Source organism: Paraburkholderia bryophila (assembly GCF_003269035.1).
Lineage (GTDB): Bacteria > Pseudomonadota > Gammaproteobacteria > Burkholderiales > Burkholderiaceae > Paraburkholderia > Paraburkholderia bryophila.
Window position 1 is genome coordinate 35,640 of sequence record NZ_QLTK01000041.1, and the last position, 18,819, is coordinate 54,458.

Genomic DNA, 18,819 nt, shown 5'->3' on the forward strand with positions numbered 1-18,819 from the left:
GCCGCGCCCTATTTTTCAAATCACCCGGAACCCATGCGTCCCGTCGCGCCCAAGCTGCGCGACCAGACCATACTCCCACTCCAGATACGCATTCATCGCTTCGCGCGCGTTATCGGTGCCTTCATACGGACGCCGGTAACGATCGATGCGCGGCGACGCCAGCCGCGCCTCCCCGCTTTCCAGCGGCAAGCCCGCGTCGATCCACGCCGCCGTCCCGCCGCTCAGCACCTGCACCGGCTTGCCGGTCAAGGCCGCCAGTTCGGGCGCGGCAAACCGCGCGAGCGCGCTGCTGCCGCATGTCGCCACATACCGCTGCGCGGCCGGCAACTTGTGCAACGCGTCTGCGAGTTGCGAGCGAATCACGAACCACGCGCCGGGTATGTGCCGCTTCACGTAGTTCGCGCTGGTGGTGAAATCCAGCACGACCGTGCCCGGCGTTTGCAGCAACGTCACCAGGCCAGCCGGCGTGATTTCATCGGCGTCCGGCGGTGCCGGCGCGTCGCGTGCCGCCGGCGCCGCGCCTTTCTCGCCGAGGTCGGCGGCCGTCAGTCCGTCGACCACGTACACCTCGACGTTCATCTGCGCGAGCCAGGACGCCGTCATATTGGCGCGCACGCCGTCGTTGTCGGCGAGAATCACGCGCGCGCCGCGCACCGGCGCGAACATGTCGGTTTCCTGTACCAGTTGCCCACCCGGCGCGCTACGAAAACCGGGCACGTGGCCCGCTTCGTATTCTTCCGGCGTGCGCACGTCGAAGCGATAGACGGTACGCACCGCTTCGCCGGCCCAGCGCCGCGCTTCGTCGCGCGACGTGCGGCCCACCTTCGCGCGATCCGCGACCGTGCGTGCGGCATTGGCGGCGGCCAGACGCAGCGTGTCGTCGGCGATCGGTTCGAAACGGCGCGCGCTGCCGTGCGCCGGCGCCTGGCCCGCGAGTGTCCAGCCGATCGTGCCGTTGCGCAGCGCCGCGACCGGATTCGGCACGCCCGCGTTGATCAGCGATTGCGCGCCGATGATGCTGCGCGTGCGCCCCGCGCAATTGACGATGATCCGCGTCGCCGGATTGGGTGCGAGCTGGCGCGCGCGCAACACCAGTTCCGCGCCCGGCACGCTGATGCTGCCGGGAATGTTCATGGTCTGGTATTCGTCGAAGCGACGCGCGTCGAGCACTACCACGTCGGCTTCGTGATCGAGCAGCGCCTGCACCTGCGGCGCGGCCAGCGACGGCGTATGCCGCTCGCTTTCCACCAGTTCGCCGAATGCCTTGCTCGGCGCGTTGACGTCCTGGAACAGTTCACCGCCGGCTGCGCGCCAGCCTTGCAGGCCGCCTTCGAGCAACGCGACGTCGGTATAGCCCAACTCGCTTAACCGCAGCGCGGCGCGTTCGGCGAGCCCTTCGCCCGAATCGAACACGACGATCGGCACCGCGCGACGCGGCAAGCGGACCGGTGCATCGAGTTCGAGTCGCGACAACGGCAGGTTAGCGGCAAACAGCGGATGACTGCGCGCGTGCGGGTCCTCCTCGCGCACATCCACGAGCGCGATTTCCTCGCGATCGAGCAGTGTGCGGCGCACGTCGTCGAATGATCGGGTACGAAAGTTTGTAACGACACTCATGAGATCGAAGACTCCTTCGAGACATTCCAGATATTCGGTAACACGTCGTTCGAGTAGCCGGAAATAAACCTTTTGCGGCCGCCGCCGGCCGGATAGACCGAACGGCTCACCGCGCCGATATTCGCACCGTACACGTGAATGCTGATCGACGTACGGTCACCAAAAGCATTGCTCACGCGATGGATGTCGCCGATGCCCGGCGAGACCGCATCCACGTCACCGGTGTCGAGGCGTTTGGCCGCGCCGTGTTCCTGCAGCGCGCCATCCGGCGCGACACGATAAGCCTGTGCAATTTCCGCGCCACGCAGCACACCGATCAGCCCCCAGACGGTGTGATCGTGAACGGGGGTCGCCTGCCCCGGCCCCCACACGAAACTGACCACGGAAAAGCGTTGCGCCGAGTCCGCGTGCAACAGGAACTGCTGGTAACGCTCGGGATCGGGCTGCGCGAATGCATCGGGCAGCCAGTCGTCGTGGGCGATCAATTCGCGCAAGGCGGCGGCGCCGGCGTCGAGTAGCTGGGCTTCGGGCGCCGCTGCGTCGACGAGGGATGCAATCCGGCCGACGAACGTGCGCAGACGGTCCGGCCTCAGGGCTTGGGTCATCGAATGATCGGAAGATAGGTTGGGGTAAGACCGCTTACGCACCGTGAGCGAGCGCGGTATTGAAGGTGTCGGTCCACAGCGGTGCGACGTCGACATGGCGGTCGATCACCCCGGCGCGCGCGAACGTGTCCGCCACCTGCTGCTCGCTGGCGATATCGGCCGCCGTCGTGCCGGCAATACGGCGCTGCTGGCTCTGGTTGCGATACAGCGACAGGATGGCCTCTTCCGGCACGCGCAGCTCGGCGGACAGCACCTTCGCGTACGCGTCCTGATGCTGGCCGAACCATGTGCAGGCGCGCTGCAGCCGTACCAGCAAATCCGCCGACGCGGCTCGCCGCAGGGGCTCGGCGAGTGTCGTGGGATGCCCGTAATACAGGTAATTGCCCGACAGATAGCCGTTCGCGTTCTTCAGCACGCGCGCGCCCGAGCGCGAGATCGCGAGCGGCACGTTGTAGCCGTAGATCGCCCAGGCGTCGAGCGAGCCGGCATTGAAGGCCGCGAAACCGTCGCGCGGGGCGAGCGAGGTCGCCTGAATGTCGTTGAACGACAGGCCGGCTTCTTCGAGCATCCGCAGCAGGTAGTAATGGGTGGTGGTCGCGCGCAGGTAGCCGACGCGCTTGCCCTTCAGATCGGCGATCGAACGGATCGTCGAGCCCTTCGGCACCAGCACGACCTGGTTGTTGACGTCGTCCTTGTAGACGGCGATCACGCGGACCTGGGCGTTTTGCAGGCGCGCGAAGATCGGCGGAATCTCGCTGCCCGAGGCGATATCCAGCGCGCCGCCGTTCATCGCCTCGACCATCGCGTTGCCCGACTGGAATTCGGCCCAGTCGATCGTATAGGGCGTATCGGCGAGGCCGGCGGTTTTCAGCAAGGTGGCGTCGCCGCCTTTGTAGGTCGCGACACGCAGGCGTACCTTGCTCAGATCGAGCTGCTGCGCGGCGCTGCCTTGGGTTGTGGCAGGCGTGGCGCCTGAAGCAACCGCCGAAATCAGACCGCCGCTCGCGCCGAACCACGTGAGCGCCGGTAACGCGGCCACCAGCCGGCGACGCCGCGGCGAAGCCGGCGTATCGAAACGCTGAGTCATTTGGGGGTGTTCCGTGATGGTGTGGTCAACGCATGGCGCGTGGCGTCCTACGGTTAGCAGGTGGCCTTTCGCCTTTCGCCTTTCGCCTTTCGCCTTTGGTCTTTGGCCTTTGTCGCTCAACCCAGCACGTCGGGCTCGGCTTCGACCAGCCCCGCCAGCAGGCTCTCGAAAGCGAACAGCGCGCCGCCGGGGCGGCCCACCTGTTCGTGCGTGAGCGTGGCAATGTCGTGCGGGATGGCCTGCGGTGTACCGGCGGCTTCGGCCAGCAATTGCGCATGACACGCGTTGTCCAGCCCGATGTACCACCACGCCGCCGCTTCCACGCTCGGGCCCGCGGTGAGGATGCCGTGATTCTTCAGAATCACCGCCTTGCGCTCGCCGAGCGCCGCCGCAATGCGTGCGCCTTCATCCGTATCGAGCACGACGCCGCGGAAATCGTCGAACAGTGCGTGATCCTGATAGAACGCGCACGAGTCCTGGGTGAGCGGATCGAGCGTGCGGCCGAGCGTCGACCACGCTTTGCCATACAGCGAATGCGTATGGGCCGCCGCGATCACGTCGGGACGCGCTTCGTGAATCGCCGCGTGAATCGCGAACGCGGCCTGATTGAGCGGGCCTTCGCCGACCACGATCTCGCCGTCGGCATTCACCAGCAGCAGATCGGACACGCGGATGCGGCTGAAATGCCTGCCGAACGGATTGACCCAGAAGTGATCGGTCCACTCGGGGTCGCGTGCGGTGATATGGCCGGCGAGACCCTGATCGAAACCGTAGCGCGCGAACAGACGAAACGCGACGGCGAGGCGTTCCTGCCGATGGCGACGTTCCGCCGCGACGCTGTCGCGCGGCGGAATCTCGTCGAACCAGAATTTGCGCAGCGGCGCGTGGCGTTCGAGTGTGCGGCCGAACCCAGCGGCAGTGGCGTGAGAGAGGTCGGTCATCGCGGCTCCGTTCAGGCCGCCACGCGTTCGACACGCGCAATGCGCTCACGGGTCGCGGGAATCAGCTCGCGGCCGTAGTCGATCGCGTCTTCGAGCGGATCGAAGCCGCGCACGAGAAAGGTCGTGACGCCCAGCGCGTAATACTCGGCGAGCGTGTCGGCCACCTGCTCGGGCGTGCCGACCAGCGCGGTCGAATTCGAGCGTCCGCCAATCTCTTTCGCTACCCCCGTCCACAGGCGTTCGTCGACGCGGTCCGATTCCCCCGATGCCGCGAGCAAACGCCGCGCGCCTTCGCTCTGTGCCGGGCCGCCCACGCCAAGCCCTTGCGCCGCGCGCAACCGCCGGGTTTCGTCGAGGATATGGTGCGCGCGCTCCCATGCCGCGCTTTCCGTGGCCGCAAGAATCGGCCGGAACGACACCGAGAAGCGCACCGAGCGGCCATGCTTCGCCGCTTCGGCTCGCACGCGCGTCACCTGCTCGCGCACCTGTGCCTTCGATTCGCCCCACAGCGCGTAGACATCCGCGTGACGGCCGGCGATTTCGAGTGCAGGCGCCGACGCGCCGCCGAAATACACCGGAATGTGCGGCTGTTGCAGCGGCTTCACTTCGGAGAAGCCCTGTTCGAAGCGGTAGTACTTGCCGTGGTGATCGAACGGTGTCGTTTCGGTCCATACACGGCGCAGTATCTGCAGATATTCGTCGGTGCGCGCATAGCGTTCGTCGTGCGACAGAAAATCGCCGTCGCGGCGCTGCTCGGCATCGTCGCCGCCGGAAATGATGTGGACCGCGAGGCGGCCGCGCGAATAGTGATCGAGGGTTGCCAGTTGGCGCGCGGCCAGCGTCGGCGCGACAAAACCCGGCCGGTGCGCGAGCATGAAATGCACGTTGCGCGTCACGCTCGCGGCGTGCGAGATGGTCAGCAGCGCGTCGGGACTCGTCGACTGATGCGGCACGAGGATCCGGTCGAAACCCGCGTCTTCGTGCGCGCGGGCGAACTGCCCGACATACTCGAGGTCGATCACGGGACCTTGCGCTGCGTGCGTTTCAGACACCTTGCGGGTCTGGATCATGCCGATGAATTCGATGGACACGTGGAGGGCTCCCGGAATGGTGTCTGCCCGGCGGGGCGGTGGCGCGTTACGCTGGATACATGGCTTGGTTCGAGGGGTTTAAGGTAGCAGCGCGACATGCGCTTGTTAAATATTGATCGGCCATATCTATATCGGCTTTGCATGTAACGGTGTGCCGGTCCAAGTCCGGTCCCCGGCAGCCAGCCGCAAACACCCCTCCACTAACGTGGGCTTCCGCGCACCGTCAGCAGAAAACCCGAACCTTTGCGAGAATGCCCCATCGCGCGAAAGCGCCGGAAACCGCAAACCAACAGACAATGATCCCCTTCTCGGTCCTCGACCTCTCGCCGGTCATCGCGGGCGCCACGCCCGCGGATGCCTTCAGGAACACGCTCGACCTCGCGCAGCACGCGGAAAAATGGAACTACCGCCGCTTCTGGCTCGCGGAACATCACAACATGACCGGGATCGCCAGTGCGGCGACGTCGGTGGTGATCGGCTATGTCGCGGGCGGCACGAAGACGATCCGTGTCGGTTCCGGCGGCGTGATGCTGCCGAACCATGCGCCGCTCGTGATCGCGGAACAGTTCGGCACGCTGGCGTCGCTCTACCCCGGGCGCATCGACCTCGGTCTGGGCCGCGCGCCCGGCACCGATCAGAGCACCGCCCGCGCATTGCGCCGCGATCTGCAGAACAGCGCCGATTCGTTCCCCGACGACGTCGTCGAGTTGCAGCGCTACTTCGCCGACGCGGTGCCTGGGCAGCGCATTCAGGCCGTGCCGGGCGCCGGATTGCATGTGCCGCTGTGGCTGCTCGGCTCGTCGCTGTTCAGTGCGCAACTGGCCGCCTCACTCGGTTTGCCGTTCGCGTTCGCGTCGCATTTCGCGCCCGACTACATGCTCACCGCGCTGCAGATGTATCGCGCGCAATTCCGGCCGTCGGCCACGCTCGACAAACCGCACGCGATGGTCGGTGTGAATCTGTTCGCCGCGGATAGCAACGACGAAGCGCAGCGTCTGTTCACGTCGCTGCAGCAGCAGTTCATCAACTTGCGGCGCGGCACGCCTGGCAAGTTGCAGCCGCCGGTCAAGCGGCTTCAGGCGTCGGAGATGGAGTTGAACAACGTCGCCCATTCGCTCGCGTGTACGGTGATTGGCGATCGCGACGCGGTGCGCGAAGGGCTGAAGTCGGTGATCGCGCAAACCGGTGCGGACGAGTTGATGCTCACCGCGCAGATTTACGATCACGCGGCGCGACTGCGCTCGTTCGAGATCGGCGCGCAGATCCGTGACGAGTTGGCGGCCGCCGAGTGATCGCGGCGGCGTGAGATGTAAAAAGGGAGGCCAGGCGGCCTCCCTTTTTTATTGCATGCGCGTTGCAGGCTCAGGCCTTCGCTCATGTCGCTTGCGCGCGAAGTTCGCTGGCCTGCAATGACTGAATTTTTGCCAATTGCTTCTCGAGTTGCTGAACGAACACCGTGAGTCCCTGCGTGCCCGCATGGCTCATCGAGGTCATCATGCACACGCCCACTGACAGCGCCGGCTCGAGTTGCCTGACGGCAAACGTGTCGGCCGCCGACTGCGCGGTATATTCGTCGATGATCGTAAAGCCGACACCGCTCTCCACCAGCGCGCGCGCCAGATAGTAGGTCTTGACCTGGATCATGGGCACGCGGCTGGCTTCGTCGAAACCGGCCAGCGTCGCGTTGACGATCGAGCCGAGCGGATCCATGGAGTCGAGGCTGATCCACTTCGACAGGTCGAGTTCGCGCACGTGGACCGGCGCCTTGGCCGGCCAGTCGCTAACGGCGCCGAACAGGACGGCCCGCGCGCGCCCCAGTTCTTCGATAGCGATGCCGGCCATCGCCACCGGTTCGAACGCGATACCGATGTCGATTTCCTGCGTCAGCAGCAGCGCCGACAAGGTCTGCTGGTTTTCGGTGCGAATCTCGATCGATACATCGGGACAGAGTCGCGTGAAAGCGGCGATCGCACGCGGCACGAGACTCAAGCCGAGACTCGGAATACAACCGATACGAAGCATGCCGCCGGGATGCGAGGCCAGATTGCGCGCCAGATGTCTGACGCGATCCAGGCTCGCGTGCAGCGTCTTGGTCTCCTGAAACAGCAGCATTGCTTCGGGCGTCGGTTTCAGCCCGCTGGGCAGCCGCTTGAACAGCGCCACGCCGAGACTGTGCTCGGCCTGCGCCAGCATCTTGCTCGCCGCCGGTTGCGAAATGTTCAGGAGGCTGGCGGCCCCTGAAAGCGAGCCGGCCTGCATGACAGCGTGAAAAACTTCGATGTGGCGCAAACGCATGGTCGTGGACGAAACAGAAAGAGGCTTCGGCATGTCAGGCTTCGCGCGGCATCCGGAAGGCGCCGTCGCGAGGTCATCTGGTTGTTCAGCAACGGATGCCGGACCCAGTTTAGCTCAAGCGTCACGCACCACATCCCCGCGATGTTTGCGGCACGGATGCCGCACTGCTGGTTTCGCTCACGACGGCTGCACGCTTTCGCCCATGCGCGGTTCAAGCGGCTCCCACGTCGCCGCGACCAGCACACCGGCGACTGCGGAGCCGATCAGCAGCCAGAACGCCGAGATATACGCGCCGCCGGACGCATTGATCAGCGCGCCCATCGCGATCGGTGCGAGCGTGGCGCCCATCTGGCCGCCGAAATTCATCAAGCCGGTCGCGCTGCCGATCAGATGTTCCGGGAAGTAGCGCAACGGCATCGCGAAGACCGAGGCATAGACGAAGTTGAACGCAAGCAGACAGACGGTGAGATAAACCATCAACAACGTCATGCTGGTGGTGTTGATCATCAACGCGATAGAGAGCGCGCTCACGAGCGCGCCGCCGATCATGAACGCACGCTCGTGTCCCCTGGCGCGCCGGTCGAGCAGATAACCCACCGCGTTGGTGCCGATGAACGCAAGCAGGTTCGGAATGGCGACGGCCATGCCGGTGTGCGCGAGATCGATGTGATACGTGTGCATCAGGTAGGACGGCATCCACGACGTCACCCCGACATAGAGCACGCTGGCGAAGAACCAGATGGCCGCGATCTTCCACGCCGCGGGCATGCGCAGCAACGGCCCCCACAGCGTGCGATGACGATTGGCATTGCGCGCCCGCTGCCCTTTCATGCCGCTGCGCAACGAGGCCCAGAGAATCGCCGCGACGATCAGACCCATCACCGCCAGCATCGTGAACGAACTGCGCCAGCCGAAACGCGCCACGGTCAAACCGATGAGCCCGGAGCCCAACGCGTTACCGAGGAAGGTCGTCGAAATCAGCAGCGACTTGGCGCGCGCGCGTTCCTTGCGTGGAAACACTTCGGCGATCGTCACCGAACTCGCCGGCGAGAACGCGCCCTCTCCAATGCCGAACAGCAGACGGATCGCGACCAGCGAAGCAAACGACCAGGCCACCCCAGTCGCGCCCGTGAAGAACGACCAGGACGCCACGCAACCCACCACCACGATCCGCGAACCGATCTTGTCGGACAGCCAGCCGCCGATCAATTGCGTGATCGCATAGCTGAAGTAAAACGCGCTCAGCACGATGCCGGCCTGGCGCGCGTCGAGGTTGAACTCCGCCCGGATCGGAATGATGGCGGTGCTGATCAGGATGCGATCCGCGTAACCGGCTGCCCACGCAATGAAGAGGCTCGTCAAAGCGGCCGTCTTCTGCTTCCTTGAAAACGTTGTGTCCATATCGAGTCCCGCCTCGCGGTCGTGGTTCGATTCACCGGTCTGCTTTGCGATACACCAGCGCCGACAATGCCACGTCGACGAGACCGATCCCCACCGACTTGTAGACGGTGATACCCGTTCTGCGTTGAACGGCCCCGTCGCTCGCAGCCAGCACCTGACCGAGTTCGACCACGCTGTCCCAGTCGATCGTGCCGTGTTTCGCCATCAGCAGATCGCCCGCTTCTTTCCTTGCCTGCTCCTTATGCTCGACGACGATGCGGCTTGCCCGTTGCAACGTGACGTCGTCGATTTCCCGCGTGCGCGGCTTGCTCGAACCGATCGCGGCGACAAAAACGTCGGGCTTCAACAGACGGCCGTCGAACAGCGGCGTTTCGCTACGCGTGCAGGTGATCAGCACGTCGGCTTGTGAAACCGCGGCCGGCGCGTCGCTCGTAGCGATCTCGAGATCGGGGTGAGTCTCGGCGAGGCTGGCGGCCAGCGCTTCGCCATCGCCCGGACTCACGATGAACACGCGTCGAAACATGCCCAGTTCGAGCAGCGCCGCGAGATGGGCGCGCGCCTGAACGCCTGCCCCGAAGACCGTCAGCGTGTGAGCGCCGGGAGGCAGTTGGGCTTCGACCGCAACGGCGGTCGTCGCCGCCGTGCGGAATTCGGTCAGCGCATTGCCCTGGATGGTCGCGAGAAACCGGCCGTCGTTCGTATCGAACAGGACAACCACGAAATCGAAGCGACCGGCGTGCGTCGAATAAATCTTCGCGCCCGACACGTGCGCGTCGGGAACGATACCGCCCATCACGCTGAGCGTAAGGTGGTCGAGATGGACCCGGCTTCGTGGCAGCGTAGCGGCCCGTTCATACGCCGTGTCGAGAAAAGCGCCGCGCACCACCTCCCTGCTCTCGCGCATCGTCAGGACTTGGCGAACCTGCTCATCGGTAATCAGTTTCATGGCGAATGGTCGAATTGTCATTGATCGGCTTTAGCACGAGGCGAATTGTTTGCCGCCCAAATTGACCCGTCTAATGCATTTTTTTTGCCGGGCATAACCTGCCGTTAACCCCGCTGTTAACCCTTCGATGACGCCAACTTTCGCAAGCTCTCAAGCCCACGAGCTCGGGCCAACGCGTGTTAACTCCAGGTTATACCCGCGCTCGTTTTCTCAATTGCGACCGGAAGGCGGCGTTCCCATACTGACGAGGTGCCGTGCACAACACGCGTGGGCCGTCACCGGCGCCCTCCCTGCAATTACTCTTCGGACCAACCTGTCATGCATGTCTGTGTTCTCGGTGGTGGTGTCGTCGGCGTAACGACCGCCTACTATCTGGCGCGCGAAGGATGGCGCGTCACCGTCATCGAACAGCATCCGCAACCCGGCCTGGAAACGAGCTTCGCCAACGGCGGCCAGCTCAGCTACAGCTACGTGACGCCGCTTGCCGGGCCGTCGGTGCCGGGCAACCTGCCGCAATGGCTGCTGAGCCGGACCGCGCCGTTACGTTTCCAGCCGCGCCTGAGTCTCGCGCAATGGCACTGGTGCGCGGCGTTCCTGTTCAATTGCACGACGGCACGCAGCCGGCGCACGACCATCGAACTGCTGCAACTCGGCGCGTACAGCCGCGATGTCATGCACGAGCTGATGCAGGCGGAACAACTGGAGTTCGCCTTCCGCGCGAGCGGCAAGCTGGTGGTCTACCGTAATCGCCATGACTTCGACGGTGCGCGCCGGCAGATGGAGCTTCAGGCGCGTTTCGGCGCGCAACACACCGCGCTCGACGCAGCGTCGTGCATCGATACCGAGCCGGCACTGGACTCGCTGCGGCACAAACTCGCCGGCGGCATTTACACGGCGTCCGAGGAAACCGGCGACTGCTACCTGTTCACGCGCGAGCTGGCCCGCGTGGCCGCCGCGAAATACGGCGTGCAGTTCGTCTGCGGAACGTCCGTGCGCGGCCTGCGGCGCGAAGGCCGCGAGATTGTCGCGGCGCGCACCTCGCAAGGCGACCTTGCCGCCGACGCGTACGTGGTCGCGCTGGGCAACGACAGCGCCGCGCTCGTCAGGCCGCTTGGCATCCGCCTGCCCATTTATCCGCTCAAGGGCTACAGCCTGACGATGCCGGTCGACGACCATCACGTGGCGCCCCAGGTCAGCGTCACCGACCTTCATCACAAGGTGGTGTACGCGAGACTTGGGCAGCAATTGCGCGTCGCCGGCATGGTCGATATGACGCCGGCAGGTTCGCGTGAGGATGAGGCGCGGATTCGTCTGCTGACCTCGCAGGCACAGGCCACCATGCCGAACGGCGGCGATTTCTCGTCGGCGCGCGCATGGACGGGTTGCCGTCCGGCGACGCCCGACAGCAAACCGCTACTCGGCGCCACGCCGCTCGCCAATCTCTGGCTCAACACGGGCCAGGGTTCGCTCGGCTTCACGCTGGCCGGCGCCAGCGCCGCGCTGGTCACCGACGCGATCCGCGGCCGTGCGGGCAAGCTCGATTTGCGGCCGTATCAGCTCGCGAACCGCGACGCCGTGCGCGAGCTGGAAACAGTGGCGCACTCGTCGCCGTCATAATGGTCGACGCTTCGCGCCGCCCCCCCTCAAGCCCATCGAGACACGCGCATGACTGACAAAATGCTGGATCTGATCATTGAAAACGGTACGGTAATCGACGGTACGGGTGCGCCGCGCGAGGCGTGCGATGTCGGTGTGGAAGGCGGACGTATTACGCGGCTCGGCGACCTGCGCGAAGTGCCGGCGAGGCAGCGTGTCGATGCCCGCGAACGGATCGTCGCGCCCGGCTTCATCGACGTGCATACGCACGACGATCAACTGCTGCTGGAGCCGGTCGACGGTCCGCATCCCAAGCTGTCGCAAGGCGTGACGACGGTCGTCACCGGAAATTGCGGCATCAGTCTCGCGCCGCTCGTGATGCGCGACCCGCCCGCGCCGCTCAGTCTGCTCGGCGACGATATCTGGCGTTTCTCACGCTTCGCCGATTACCTCGATGCGCTCGACGACGCACGGCCCGCACTCAACGCGGCCTGCCTCGTCGGCCACACGACACTGCGCGCACGGCACATGGCGAACCTCGACCGGAGCGCGACGCGCGAGGAGATTGCCCGCATGTCGCGCGACCTGGACGAGGCGCTGGAAGCGGGTGCGATCGGCATGTCGACCGGGCTCTACTATCCGCCCACTCGCGCGGCCAGCGCCCAGGAAGTGATCGACATCGGCCGGCCGCTGAGCGCCGCGAACGGCGTGCTGACCATGCATCTGCGCGACGAAAGCGACGCCGTCGACGACGCGCTGCGTGAAGCGCTGCAGATCGGCCGCGCCCTCGCTATCGATACGGTCGTATCGCATCACAAGATCATCGGCCGCAATAATCATGGCCATTCCACCAAGACGCTCGCGATGCTCGACGCGGCGTCCGCGCATCAGTCCGTCTGTTTCGACTGCTACCCGAATAACGCCTCGTCGACGATGCTGTTGCCGGCACGCGTCAAACAGTCCGATGAGGTGCTGGTGACCTGGTCGAAAGCGGACCCGACTGCCGCGGGCCATTCGCTGTTCACGCTCGCGAAGGCCCGCAACGTCGATCCGGAAGCGCTCGCGGCCTCGTTGACGCCGGCCGGCGCGATCTACTTCGCGATGAGCGAGGACGACGTGTCGCGCATTCTCGCGCATCCCATGAGCATGATCGGATCGGACGGCCTCGCGCACGACGCGCAGCCGCATCCGCGCCTGTGGGGCACCTTCCCACGCGTGCTCGGCCACTACACACGCGAGCGCCGCCTGTTCACGCTCGAAACCGCGATCCACAAGATGACCGCGCTGAGCGCGCGACGCTTCGGCCTGGCAGGTCGCGGGAAGATCGCGCCGGGCTACTGCGCCGACCTCGTCGTGTTCGACGCACAGCGCATTGCCGATCACGCGACCTTCGAGCACCCGACGCGGGCGAGCAGCGGCATCGACGCGGTGCTCGTGAACGGCGAGTTTGCTTACCGGGATGGGATGCCGGTGAATGTGCATGCGGGCGAGGTGATTCGCCGGGTGGGTCGCTAGATTGACGAGCGTGTCATCGGCCCTGGCAGACCGGTTTCACCGCGCGTGGAGCGTGAGTCCGGCGTCGTCTCATCCCTTGCCGAGCGGTGGCCGACCGGGGAATCCCGCCATATTGCTCAACTGGGCAAGCTCGTTCGCCGCCTCGCGCAGCAGTACCGAGTACTCGTGAATCCTCTCGACGGTCAGGCGCGTTCGCGGGCCGGCCAGACTGATTACGCCGACGCAGCGCGAGCCGCTTACCACGGGCGTCGCCACCGCTGACATGCGCGGAGCAAACACCTCGTCGATCATCGCGTAGCCGCGCACGCGCGCAGCGTGCAGGAAACCCAGCAGCGCCTTGATCGTGGTCGGCGCATTGGGTCCGAACTCGTTCGGCTGTCCGAAGCCCTGCTTCAACACGAGTGCGATCGCCTGTTCGTCGGTCATTGTCATGAGCCACGCGTGTCCGGTCGACGTGCATGAAAGTCGGGCGGCCTGCCCCATGTCGGGATCGTAGCGAAAGCCGATGCGCTGTCCGTCCGCCTTACCCACCCAGATAATCGCCTCGCCGTCCGCCAGCGACAGCCGTGCCAGTTCACCGGTCTGCGCGGCCACGCGTTCGATGATCGGCTGGGCGATATCGGCGATACCCGTCAGGCTCAGGAATTCGAGCCCGTTCGAGGTCATGCGCATGGTCAGGATGTAGCGGCTGTGCTCGACCAGTTGCCGGACATACCCGCTTTCAACGAGTTCGGTGAGCACGCGGTGGCACGTGCTGCGCGGCAGAGACAAGGCGTCGGCAATGGCCACGAGGCCTGCGCCTTCACCTTGCGACGCCAGCAAATCGAGAATTCTCAGGCCGTTTTTGAGCGACATGTCTCGCCATTTACTACGATATGAAATGCAGTTCCGGTATGGAACGTCCGTTCCTTGCAGCGCAAACAATAGCACTTGTTCGTCGCCAGAAACGAACGTTTCACCATATCGAGAACTCAGGAGACGACATGTCATTTTTTGCAGACTCAGACCTCGCCGCGGAAGAGCGCTCCGCGCAGGCCCACCTGATGGCGCGTCGCGCGGTGGCCGGCGCGACCGTCGGTACAGCGCTCGAATGGTTCGACTTCGCGCTGTATGGCGTGGTCGCGGCCACGATCTTCCCGAAGCTGTTTTTCCCGTCGCTCGACCCGACCGCCGCGCTACTCGCTTCGCTGGCGAGTTTCTGGGCCGGGCTCGCCGCCCGCCCGCTGGGCGCAGTGATCTGCGGGATGCTCGGCGACCGTTGGGGACGCCGGAAACTGATGCTGATTACCGTCTCGGTGATGGGTGCGTCGTCGTTCCTGATGGGCCTGCTGCCCACCTATCACCAGGTTGGCATCCTCGCGCCGACGCTGCTGGTCCTGTTACGAATCGTGCAGGGTTTCGCGCTCGGCGGGGAATCGACCGGCGCCCAATTGATGGCCGTGGAGCATGCTTGCGCAGCACGGCGCGGATGGTATTCGGGCCTGCTCGGCATCTGTTCTCCGCTCAGCCAGATTCTCGCCAACTTTGCACTTTTCACGCTGTCCGCCCTGCTCTCATCGGACGACTTCGATGCCTGGGGATGGCGAATTCCTTTCCTCGCGAGCTTCGTCCTGGTGCTACTCGGGATCTACATCCGCAGGAAGGTCAGTGAGACGCCCGCATTCGAGGCGCTCAATAAAAGTGGCGCACGCGTACGCTCCGCCAATCCGCTCGGGATCGTCTTCAGGTACCACTGGCGCACCGCGCTTCGCCTGACGCTGTTCTTTTGCGGACCGGCCGCGCTGTTTTATCTGATCGTGGTTTTCTCGCTCAGCTATCTGACCCGGCACCTCGGCGTGCCCAGGCAGACCGGTTTCATGCTGTTGATGATTGCCAATGTCTGCGCCATCGTGGGCGCGCTGGCGGGTGGCTATCTGAGCGATCGGATCGGGCGTAAACGCGCGCTGATGATCGGCTCGTTCTGCACGCTAATCTGCTGCCTGATCTACTTTCCGATTCTCGACCAGAACTCGATCGCCGCGACAATGGCCGTGATGGGCGCGTTCCTCGGCTTCACCCAGTTCCAGAGTGGCATCCAGCCGGTCTGGTTCGCCGAGTCCTTTCCCACCGAGGCGCGCTACACGGGGTCCGCCCTCTCGTACTCGGGAGCCAACCTGCTCACCGGCGGGCCCATGCCGATTGTCGCCGTGGCGTTGCTCAATGCCTTTCACGGTTCCCCGTGGGCCATCGTGGCGGTGTGCGGCTCGCTGAATCTGCTCTCCCTGCTCATGATCGCGGTATCCCGGGAAACCCGCGGCACGGTCCTGGAACGCTCCTCCACACATTGAAACCATGACTCGAAAACTCTACATCCTCAATGGCTCCAATCTGAACATGCTGGGCGTCAGGGAGCCTCACATTTACGGCAGCACCACGCTGAAGGACATCGAACAGAACTGCCTGACGCTCGCCGGCACGCTCGAGTTCGATTGCGTCTTCCGTCAGACCAACAGCGAAAGCGCGCTGATCGACTGGATCCAGGAAGCGTTCCTGCAGGACGCCGCGCTGATCATCAATCCAGCCGGCTTTTCGTTCGGTCGGATTCCGGTGCTCGACGCGGTCAAGCTCATCCAACGGCCGGTGGTGGAATTGCATATCACCAACATCCACAAGCGTTCGGAAGAGTATCGTCATTCGACGATCTCGGTGGCGGCCACGGCGGTGATCTGCGGGGCAGGCGCGAACGGATATCTGCTGGCGATCCGCGCGGTCGACGATCTGTGGGGCAAGCCGGCTTGAGGGGGTTTCTCCATTTTTGAAGCACGCGGGGGACTGCCTTCCAGCCGCCCCCGTCCACCGCGCTTCGCTGCTCGCCGCCAGCAATCCGAGCGATCTGCAACAGCAACTGGAGCGGGTGAAGGATAATGGCGGCATCGTCATTTGATGCACCATTCAGGATTCCCCCATGGAAATTAAAGTCAACTTCCTCGACAAGCTACGTCTCGAGGCCAAGTTCGATGACTTCACGGTCATAGCCGACCAGCCTATCCGTTATAAAGGCGACGGCTCGGCACCGGGTCCGTTCGATTATTTTCTGGCTTCGTCGGCCCTGTGCGCCGCTTACTTCGTGAAGTTGTACTGCGTAAATCGCAATATTCCCACGGAAAACATCCGCCTTTCGCAGAATAATATTGTCGATCCGGAAAATCGTTATCAGCAGATTTTCAAGATTCAGGTTGAATTACCGCCGGATATTTCGGAAACGGACCGCCGGGGCATTTTGCGCTTTATCGACCGTTGCACCGTGAAGAAAGTGGTGCAAGCCGGGCCCGAGTTTGTCATTGAAGAAGTGGAAAACCTGGATGCCGATGCTCAGGCCTTGCTGACGCTGAACCCGGCTTCAGATGCGAGCACCTATATTCCGGGCAAGGATTTGCCGCTGGAGCAAACCATCGCCAATATGTCGGGCCTGCTGGCGGGCCTGGGCATGAAGATTGAAATTGCTTCGTGGCGCAATATCGTTCCGAATGTGTGGTCGCTGCATATTCGCGACGCGCACTCGCCCATGTGTTTTACCAATGGCAAGGGATCGACCAAGGAAAGCGCGTTGGCGTCGGCATTGGGCGAGTTTATCGAGCGCCTGAACTGCAACCATTTTTATGGTGCTGCATTTTGGGGTGAAGACATCGCCAATGCGGCGTTCGTCCATTACCCGAACGAACGCTGGTTCAAGCCCGGCCGAAAGGACGCGCTGCCGCCTGAGATTCTGGATGAGTATTGCCGGGAAATTTATGATCCCGACGGCGAATTGCGCGGCTCGCATCTGTACGACACCAATTCCGGCAATGTGGCGCGCGGTATCTGTTCGCTCCCGTTCGTGCGGCAGTCGGACGGTGAAGTGGTGTACTTTCCGTCGAACCTGATCGAGAACCTGTACGTCAGCAATGGCATGAGTGCCGGCAATACGCTCGCCGAAGCGCAGGTGCAATGTCTGTCCGAGATTTTCGAACGGGCAGTGAAGCGTGAAATTCTGGAAGGTGAAATCGCACTCCCGGATGTCCCGCAGGAAGTGCTGGCGAAATACCCCGGCATTCTGGCCGGGATCAAGGGCCTGGAAGAGCAAGGTTTCCCTGTGCTGGTGAAGGATGCGTCGCTGGGCGGGGTCTATCCGCTGATGTGCGTCACGTTGATGAACCCGCGCACCGGCGGTGTTTTTGCGTCGTTCGGCGCTCACCCGAGCTTCGAGGTGGCGCTGGAACGGAGTCTGACGGAGTTGCTGCAGGGACGCAGTTTTGAAGGCCTGAACGATTTACCTCAGCCCACCTTCGTCAGTAACGCCGTGACTGAACCGAATAACTTTGTCGAGCACTTCATCGATTCGAGCGGTGTGGTGTCGTGGCGCTTTTTCAGCGCGAAAGCGAATTTCGAGTTCGTCGAATGGGATTTCTCCGGCCAGGGCGAAAACTCCAATGCCGAGGAAGCGGCAACCTTGTTCGGCATTCTCGAAGAGATGGGCAAGGAAGTGTATACGGCGGTATATGACCAGTTGGGCGCCGTCGCTTGCCGGATTCTGGTACCGGGTTATTCCGAGGTGTATCCGATAGACGATTTGATCTGGGATAACACGAACAAGTCGCTGCTGTTCCGTGCCGATATCCTGAACCTGCATCGTCTGGACGATGCCGCCCTGGCCGCCCTGCTTGAGCGGATGGAAAACAGCGAGCTGGACGAGTACTCCGATATCGCCACGTTGATCGGCATCGAGTTTGACGAGAATACGGAGTGGGGGCAGCTCACCGTTATCGAGTTGAAGCTGCTGATCAATCTCGCCTTGCAGCAATTCGAGGCGGCGCAAGAACTGGTGGGCGCCTTCCTGCAGTACAACGACAACACCGTCGAGCGCGGATTGTTTTACCAGGCGTTGAACGTGGTGCTGGAGGTGATGCTCGACGACGAACTCGAAATGGACGACTACGAGGTCAACTTCCGCCGGATGTTTGGTGACGCAAGGATGGACGCGGTAATGGGGTCGGTGGACGGCAGCGTGCGGTTCCATGGTTTGACGCCGACGAGTATGAAACTGGAGGGGCTGGATCGGCACCATCGGTTGATCGACAGTTATAGAAAGCTGCATACGGCGCGGGCTCATGCGGCGGGTGCGGCGGGCGCGGCGGGCGCGGGGAAGTAAGGTCGAGAGTCGGGGGATGAACGCGATAATGCCGTTCATCCCCGCTCAAAATGTGAAACGCCTGCGGATCGCGTCGAAACTGGCGACCACGACTCATCAGTCGAACTTGATCAAGTCCTTGAAGATCAGGTGACCCCAGCTGTTTCCACGACCGTGCACAAGCAGTCCGCCTTCGGAAAGGCCGCCGAGTTGAATCGGCGAGAAGCCGAGATTTTCCGCGAGCGCGCCAATCTCGGCCGCGGCGCCGTCATCGTCGCTCGCGAGGAACACGACTCTCCTGCCACCCTGTACGGCAGGATCCTGGCCAAGGACAGTCGCGCCCAAATGATTGAAGCCCTTGACCAGTCGAGCGCCAGTGAAGGCTTGCGCGACGGCCCTGGAAGAAGGTTGCCCCTCCAGCAACGCCTCAGGCGGCACGCCGTAGTGCGAGCCTCTCCAACGCGTTCCAGACGAGTTTATGGCTTTTTTTCAGGGCCTAAAGGGGTTCTCACGCACCCACCAGCCGCATCGCCTTCATTGTCTTTTTAAAGCCCAGGATTCTCAGCACTCGCGTGAGAT

General features: G+C 63.6%; 15 protein-coding genes and 1 pseudogene. 6 read left to right on the plus strand and 10 right to left on the minus strand.

All coding sequences use genetic code 11. The features are described 5' to 3' along the window. Positions 1-15 precede the first annotated feature (15 nt). From BX591_RS33155 to BX591_RS33175, 5 genes are all read right to left on the minus strand, one after another. A complete protein-coding gene (locus tag BX591_RS33155; protein ID WP_111935536.1) occupies positions 16-1,617 on the minus strand; it encodes a rhodanese-related sulfurtransferase in 1,602 nt (533 codons plus the stop codon). Next, positions 1,614-2,222 carry a cysteine dioxygenase family protein gene (locus tag BX591_RS33160; RefSeq protein WP_111935537.1) on the minus strand — a complete coding sequence of 203 codons (609 nt, stop codon included), beginning with the start codon at positions 2,220-2,222 and terminating at the stop codon, positions 1,614-1,616. The genes BX591_RS33155 and BX591_RS33160 overlap by 4 nt, the downstream gene beginning before the upstream one ends. A gap of 34 nt (positions 2,223-2,256) precedes the next feature. Further along, entirely contained in the window at positions 2,257-3,309 is a 1,053-nt protein-coding gene (locus BX591_RS33165; protein ID WP_111935538.1) for an ABC transporter substrate-binding protein, read from the minus strand. 116 nt (positions 3,310-3,425) lie between these two features. Beyond that, complete coding sequence (locus BX591_RS33170; RefSeq protein WP_111935539.1) at positions 3,426-4,250, minus strand: class II aldolase/adducin family protein; 825 nt, start codon at positions 4,248-4,250, stop codon at positions 3,426-3,428. 11 nt (positions 4,251-4,261) lie between these two features. Beyond that, positions 4,262-5,341, minus strand: a complete 1,080-nt coding sequence (locus tag BX591_RS33175) for an LLM class flavin-dependent oxidoreductase (RefSeq protein ID WP_111935540.1) — start codon at positions 5,339-5,341, stop codon at positions 4,262-4,264. 296 nt (positions 5,342-5,637) lie between these two features. On the opposite strand from BX591_RS33175, the gene BX591_RS33180 reads away from it, so the two are divergent. Further along, positions 5,638-6,633, plus strand: a complete 996-nt coding sequence (locus tag BX591_RS33180; protein ID WP_111935551.1) for an LLM class flavin-dependent oxidoreductase — start codon at positions 5,638-5,640, stop codon at positions 6,631-6,633. An 82-nt stretch (positions 6,634-6,715) separates the two neighbouring features. Here BX591_RS33180 and BX591_RS33185 read toward each other — a convergent pair whose 3' ends face one another. The 3 genes from BX591_RS33185 to BX591_RS33195 all read right to left on the minus strand — a co-directional run bounded on the left by BX591_RS33185 (position 6,716) and on the right by BX591_RS33195 (position 9,983). Further along, positions 6,716-7,669 (minus strand): LysR family transcriptional regulator, encoded by a 954-nt coding sequence (locus BX591_RS33185; protein ID WP_111935541.1) that lies wholly within the window; start codon positions 7,667-7,669, stop codon positions 6,716-6,718. 144 nt (positions 7,670-7,813) lie between these two features. Next, positions 7,814-9,037 carry an MFS transporter gene (locus BX591_RS33190; protein ID WP_111935542.1) on the minus strand — a complete coding sequence of 408 codons (1,224 nt, stop codon included), beginning with the start codon at positions 9,035-9,037 and terminating at the stop codon, positions 7,814-7,816. Positions 9,038-9,068: 31 nt separating this feature from the next. Beyond that, positions 9,069-9,983 (minus strand): ornithine cyclodeaminase family protein, encoded by a 915-nt coding sequence (locus tag BX591_RS33195; RefSeq protein ID WP_111935543.1) that lies wholly within the window; start codon positions 9,981-9,983, stop codon positions 9,069-9,071. A gap of 318 nt (positions 9,984-10,301) precedes the next feature. Here BX591_RS33195 and BX591_RS33200 point away from each other — a divergent pair, with 318 nt between their 5' ends. Both BX591_RS33200 and BX591_RS33205 read left to right on the plus strand, forming a co-directional pair. Then, entirely contained in the window at positions 10,302-11,600 is a 1,299-nt protein-coding gene (locus BX591_RS33200; RefSeq protein WP_111935544.1) for a D-amino acid dehydrogenase, read from the plus strand. A 48-nt stretch (positions 11,601-11,648) separates the two neighbouring features. Then, positions 11,649-13,094: an N-acyl-D-amino-acid deacylase family protein gene (locus BX591_RS33205; protein WP_111935545.1), complete on the plus strand. Its 1,446-nt coding sequence runs from the start codon at positions 11,649-11,651 to the stop codon at positions 13,092-13,094. Positions 13,095-13,163: 69 nt separating this feature from the next. On the opposite strand, the gene BX591_RS33210 is transcribed toward BX591_RS33205, so the two are convergent. Next, positions 13,164-13,949, minus strand: a complete 786-nt coding sequence (locus BX591_RS33210; RefSeq protein WP_111935546.1) for an IclR family transcriptional regulator — start codon at positions 13,947-13,949, stop codon at positions 13,164-13,166. A 188-nt stretch (positions 13,950-14,137) separates the two neighbouring features. Between BX591_RS33210 and BX591_RS33215 the strand changes: the two genes are divergently transcribed. The 3 genes from BX591_RS33215 to BX591_RS33225 all read left to right on the plus strand — a co-directional run bounded on the left by BX591_RS33215 (position 14,138) and on the right by BX591_RS33225 (position 18,261). Beyond that, positions 14,138-15,421, plus strand: coding sequence for an MFS transporter (locus BX591_RS33215; RefSeq protein WP_111935552.1), 1,284 nt, complete (start codon positions 14,138-14,140; stop codon positions 15,419-15,421). Between the two features lie 4 nt (positions 15,422-15,425). After that, complete coding sequence (locus BX591_RS33220; RefSeq protein ID WP_111935547.1) at positions 15,426-15,872, plus strand: type II 3-dehydroquinate dehydratase; 447 nt, start codon at positions 15,426-15,428, stop codon at positions 15,870-15,872. A gap of 166 nt (positions 15,873-16,038) precedes the next feature. After that, entirely contained in the window at positions 16,039-18,261 is a 2,223-nt protein-coding gene (locus BX591_RS33225) for an OsmC domain/YcaO domain-containing protein (protein WP_111935548.1), read from the plus strand. A gap of 96 nt (positions 18,262-18,357) precedes the next feature. Here BX591_RS33225 and BX591_RS33230 read toward each other — a convergent pair. Next, positions 18,358-18,684, minus strand: a pseudogene (locus tag BX591_RS33230) (NADP oxidoreductase coenzyme); the annotation flags it as partial. Positions 18,685-18,819: the final 135 nt, after the last annotated feature.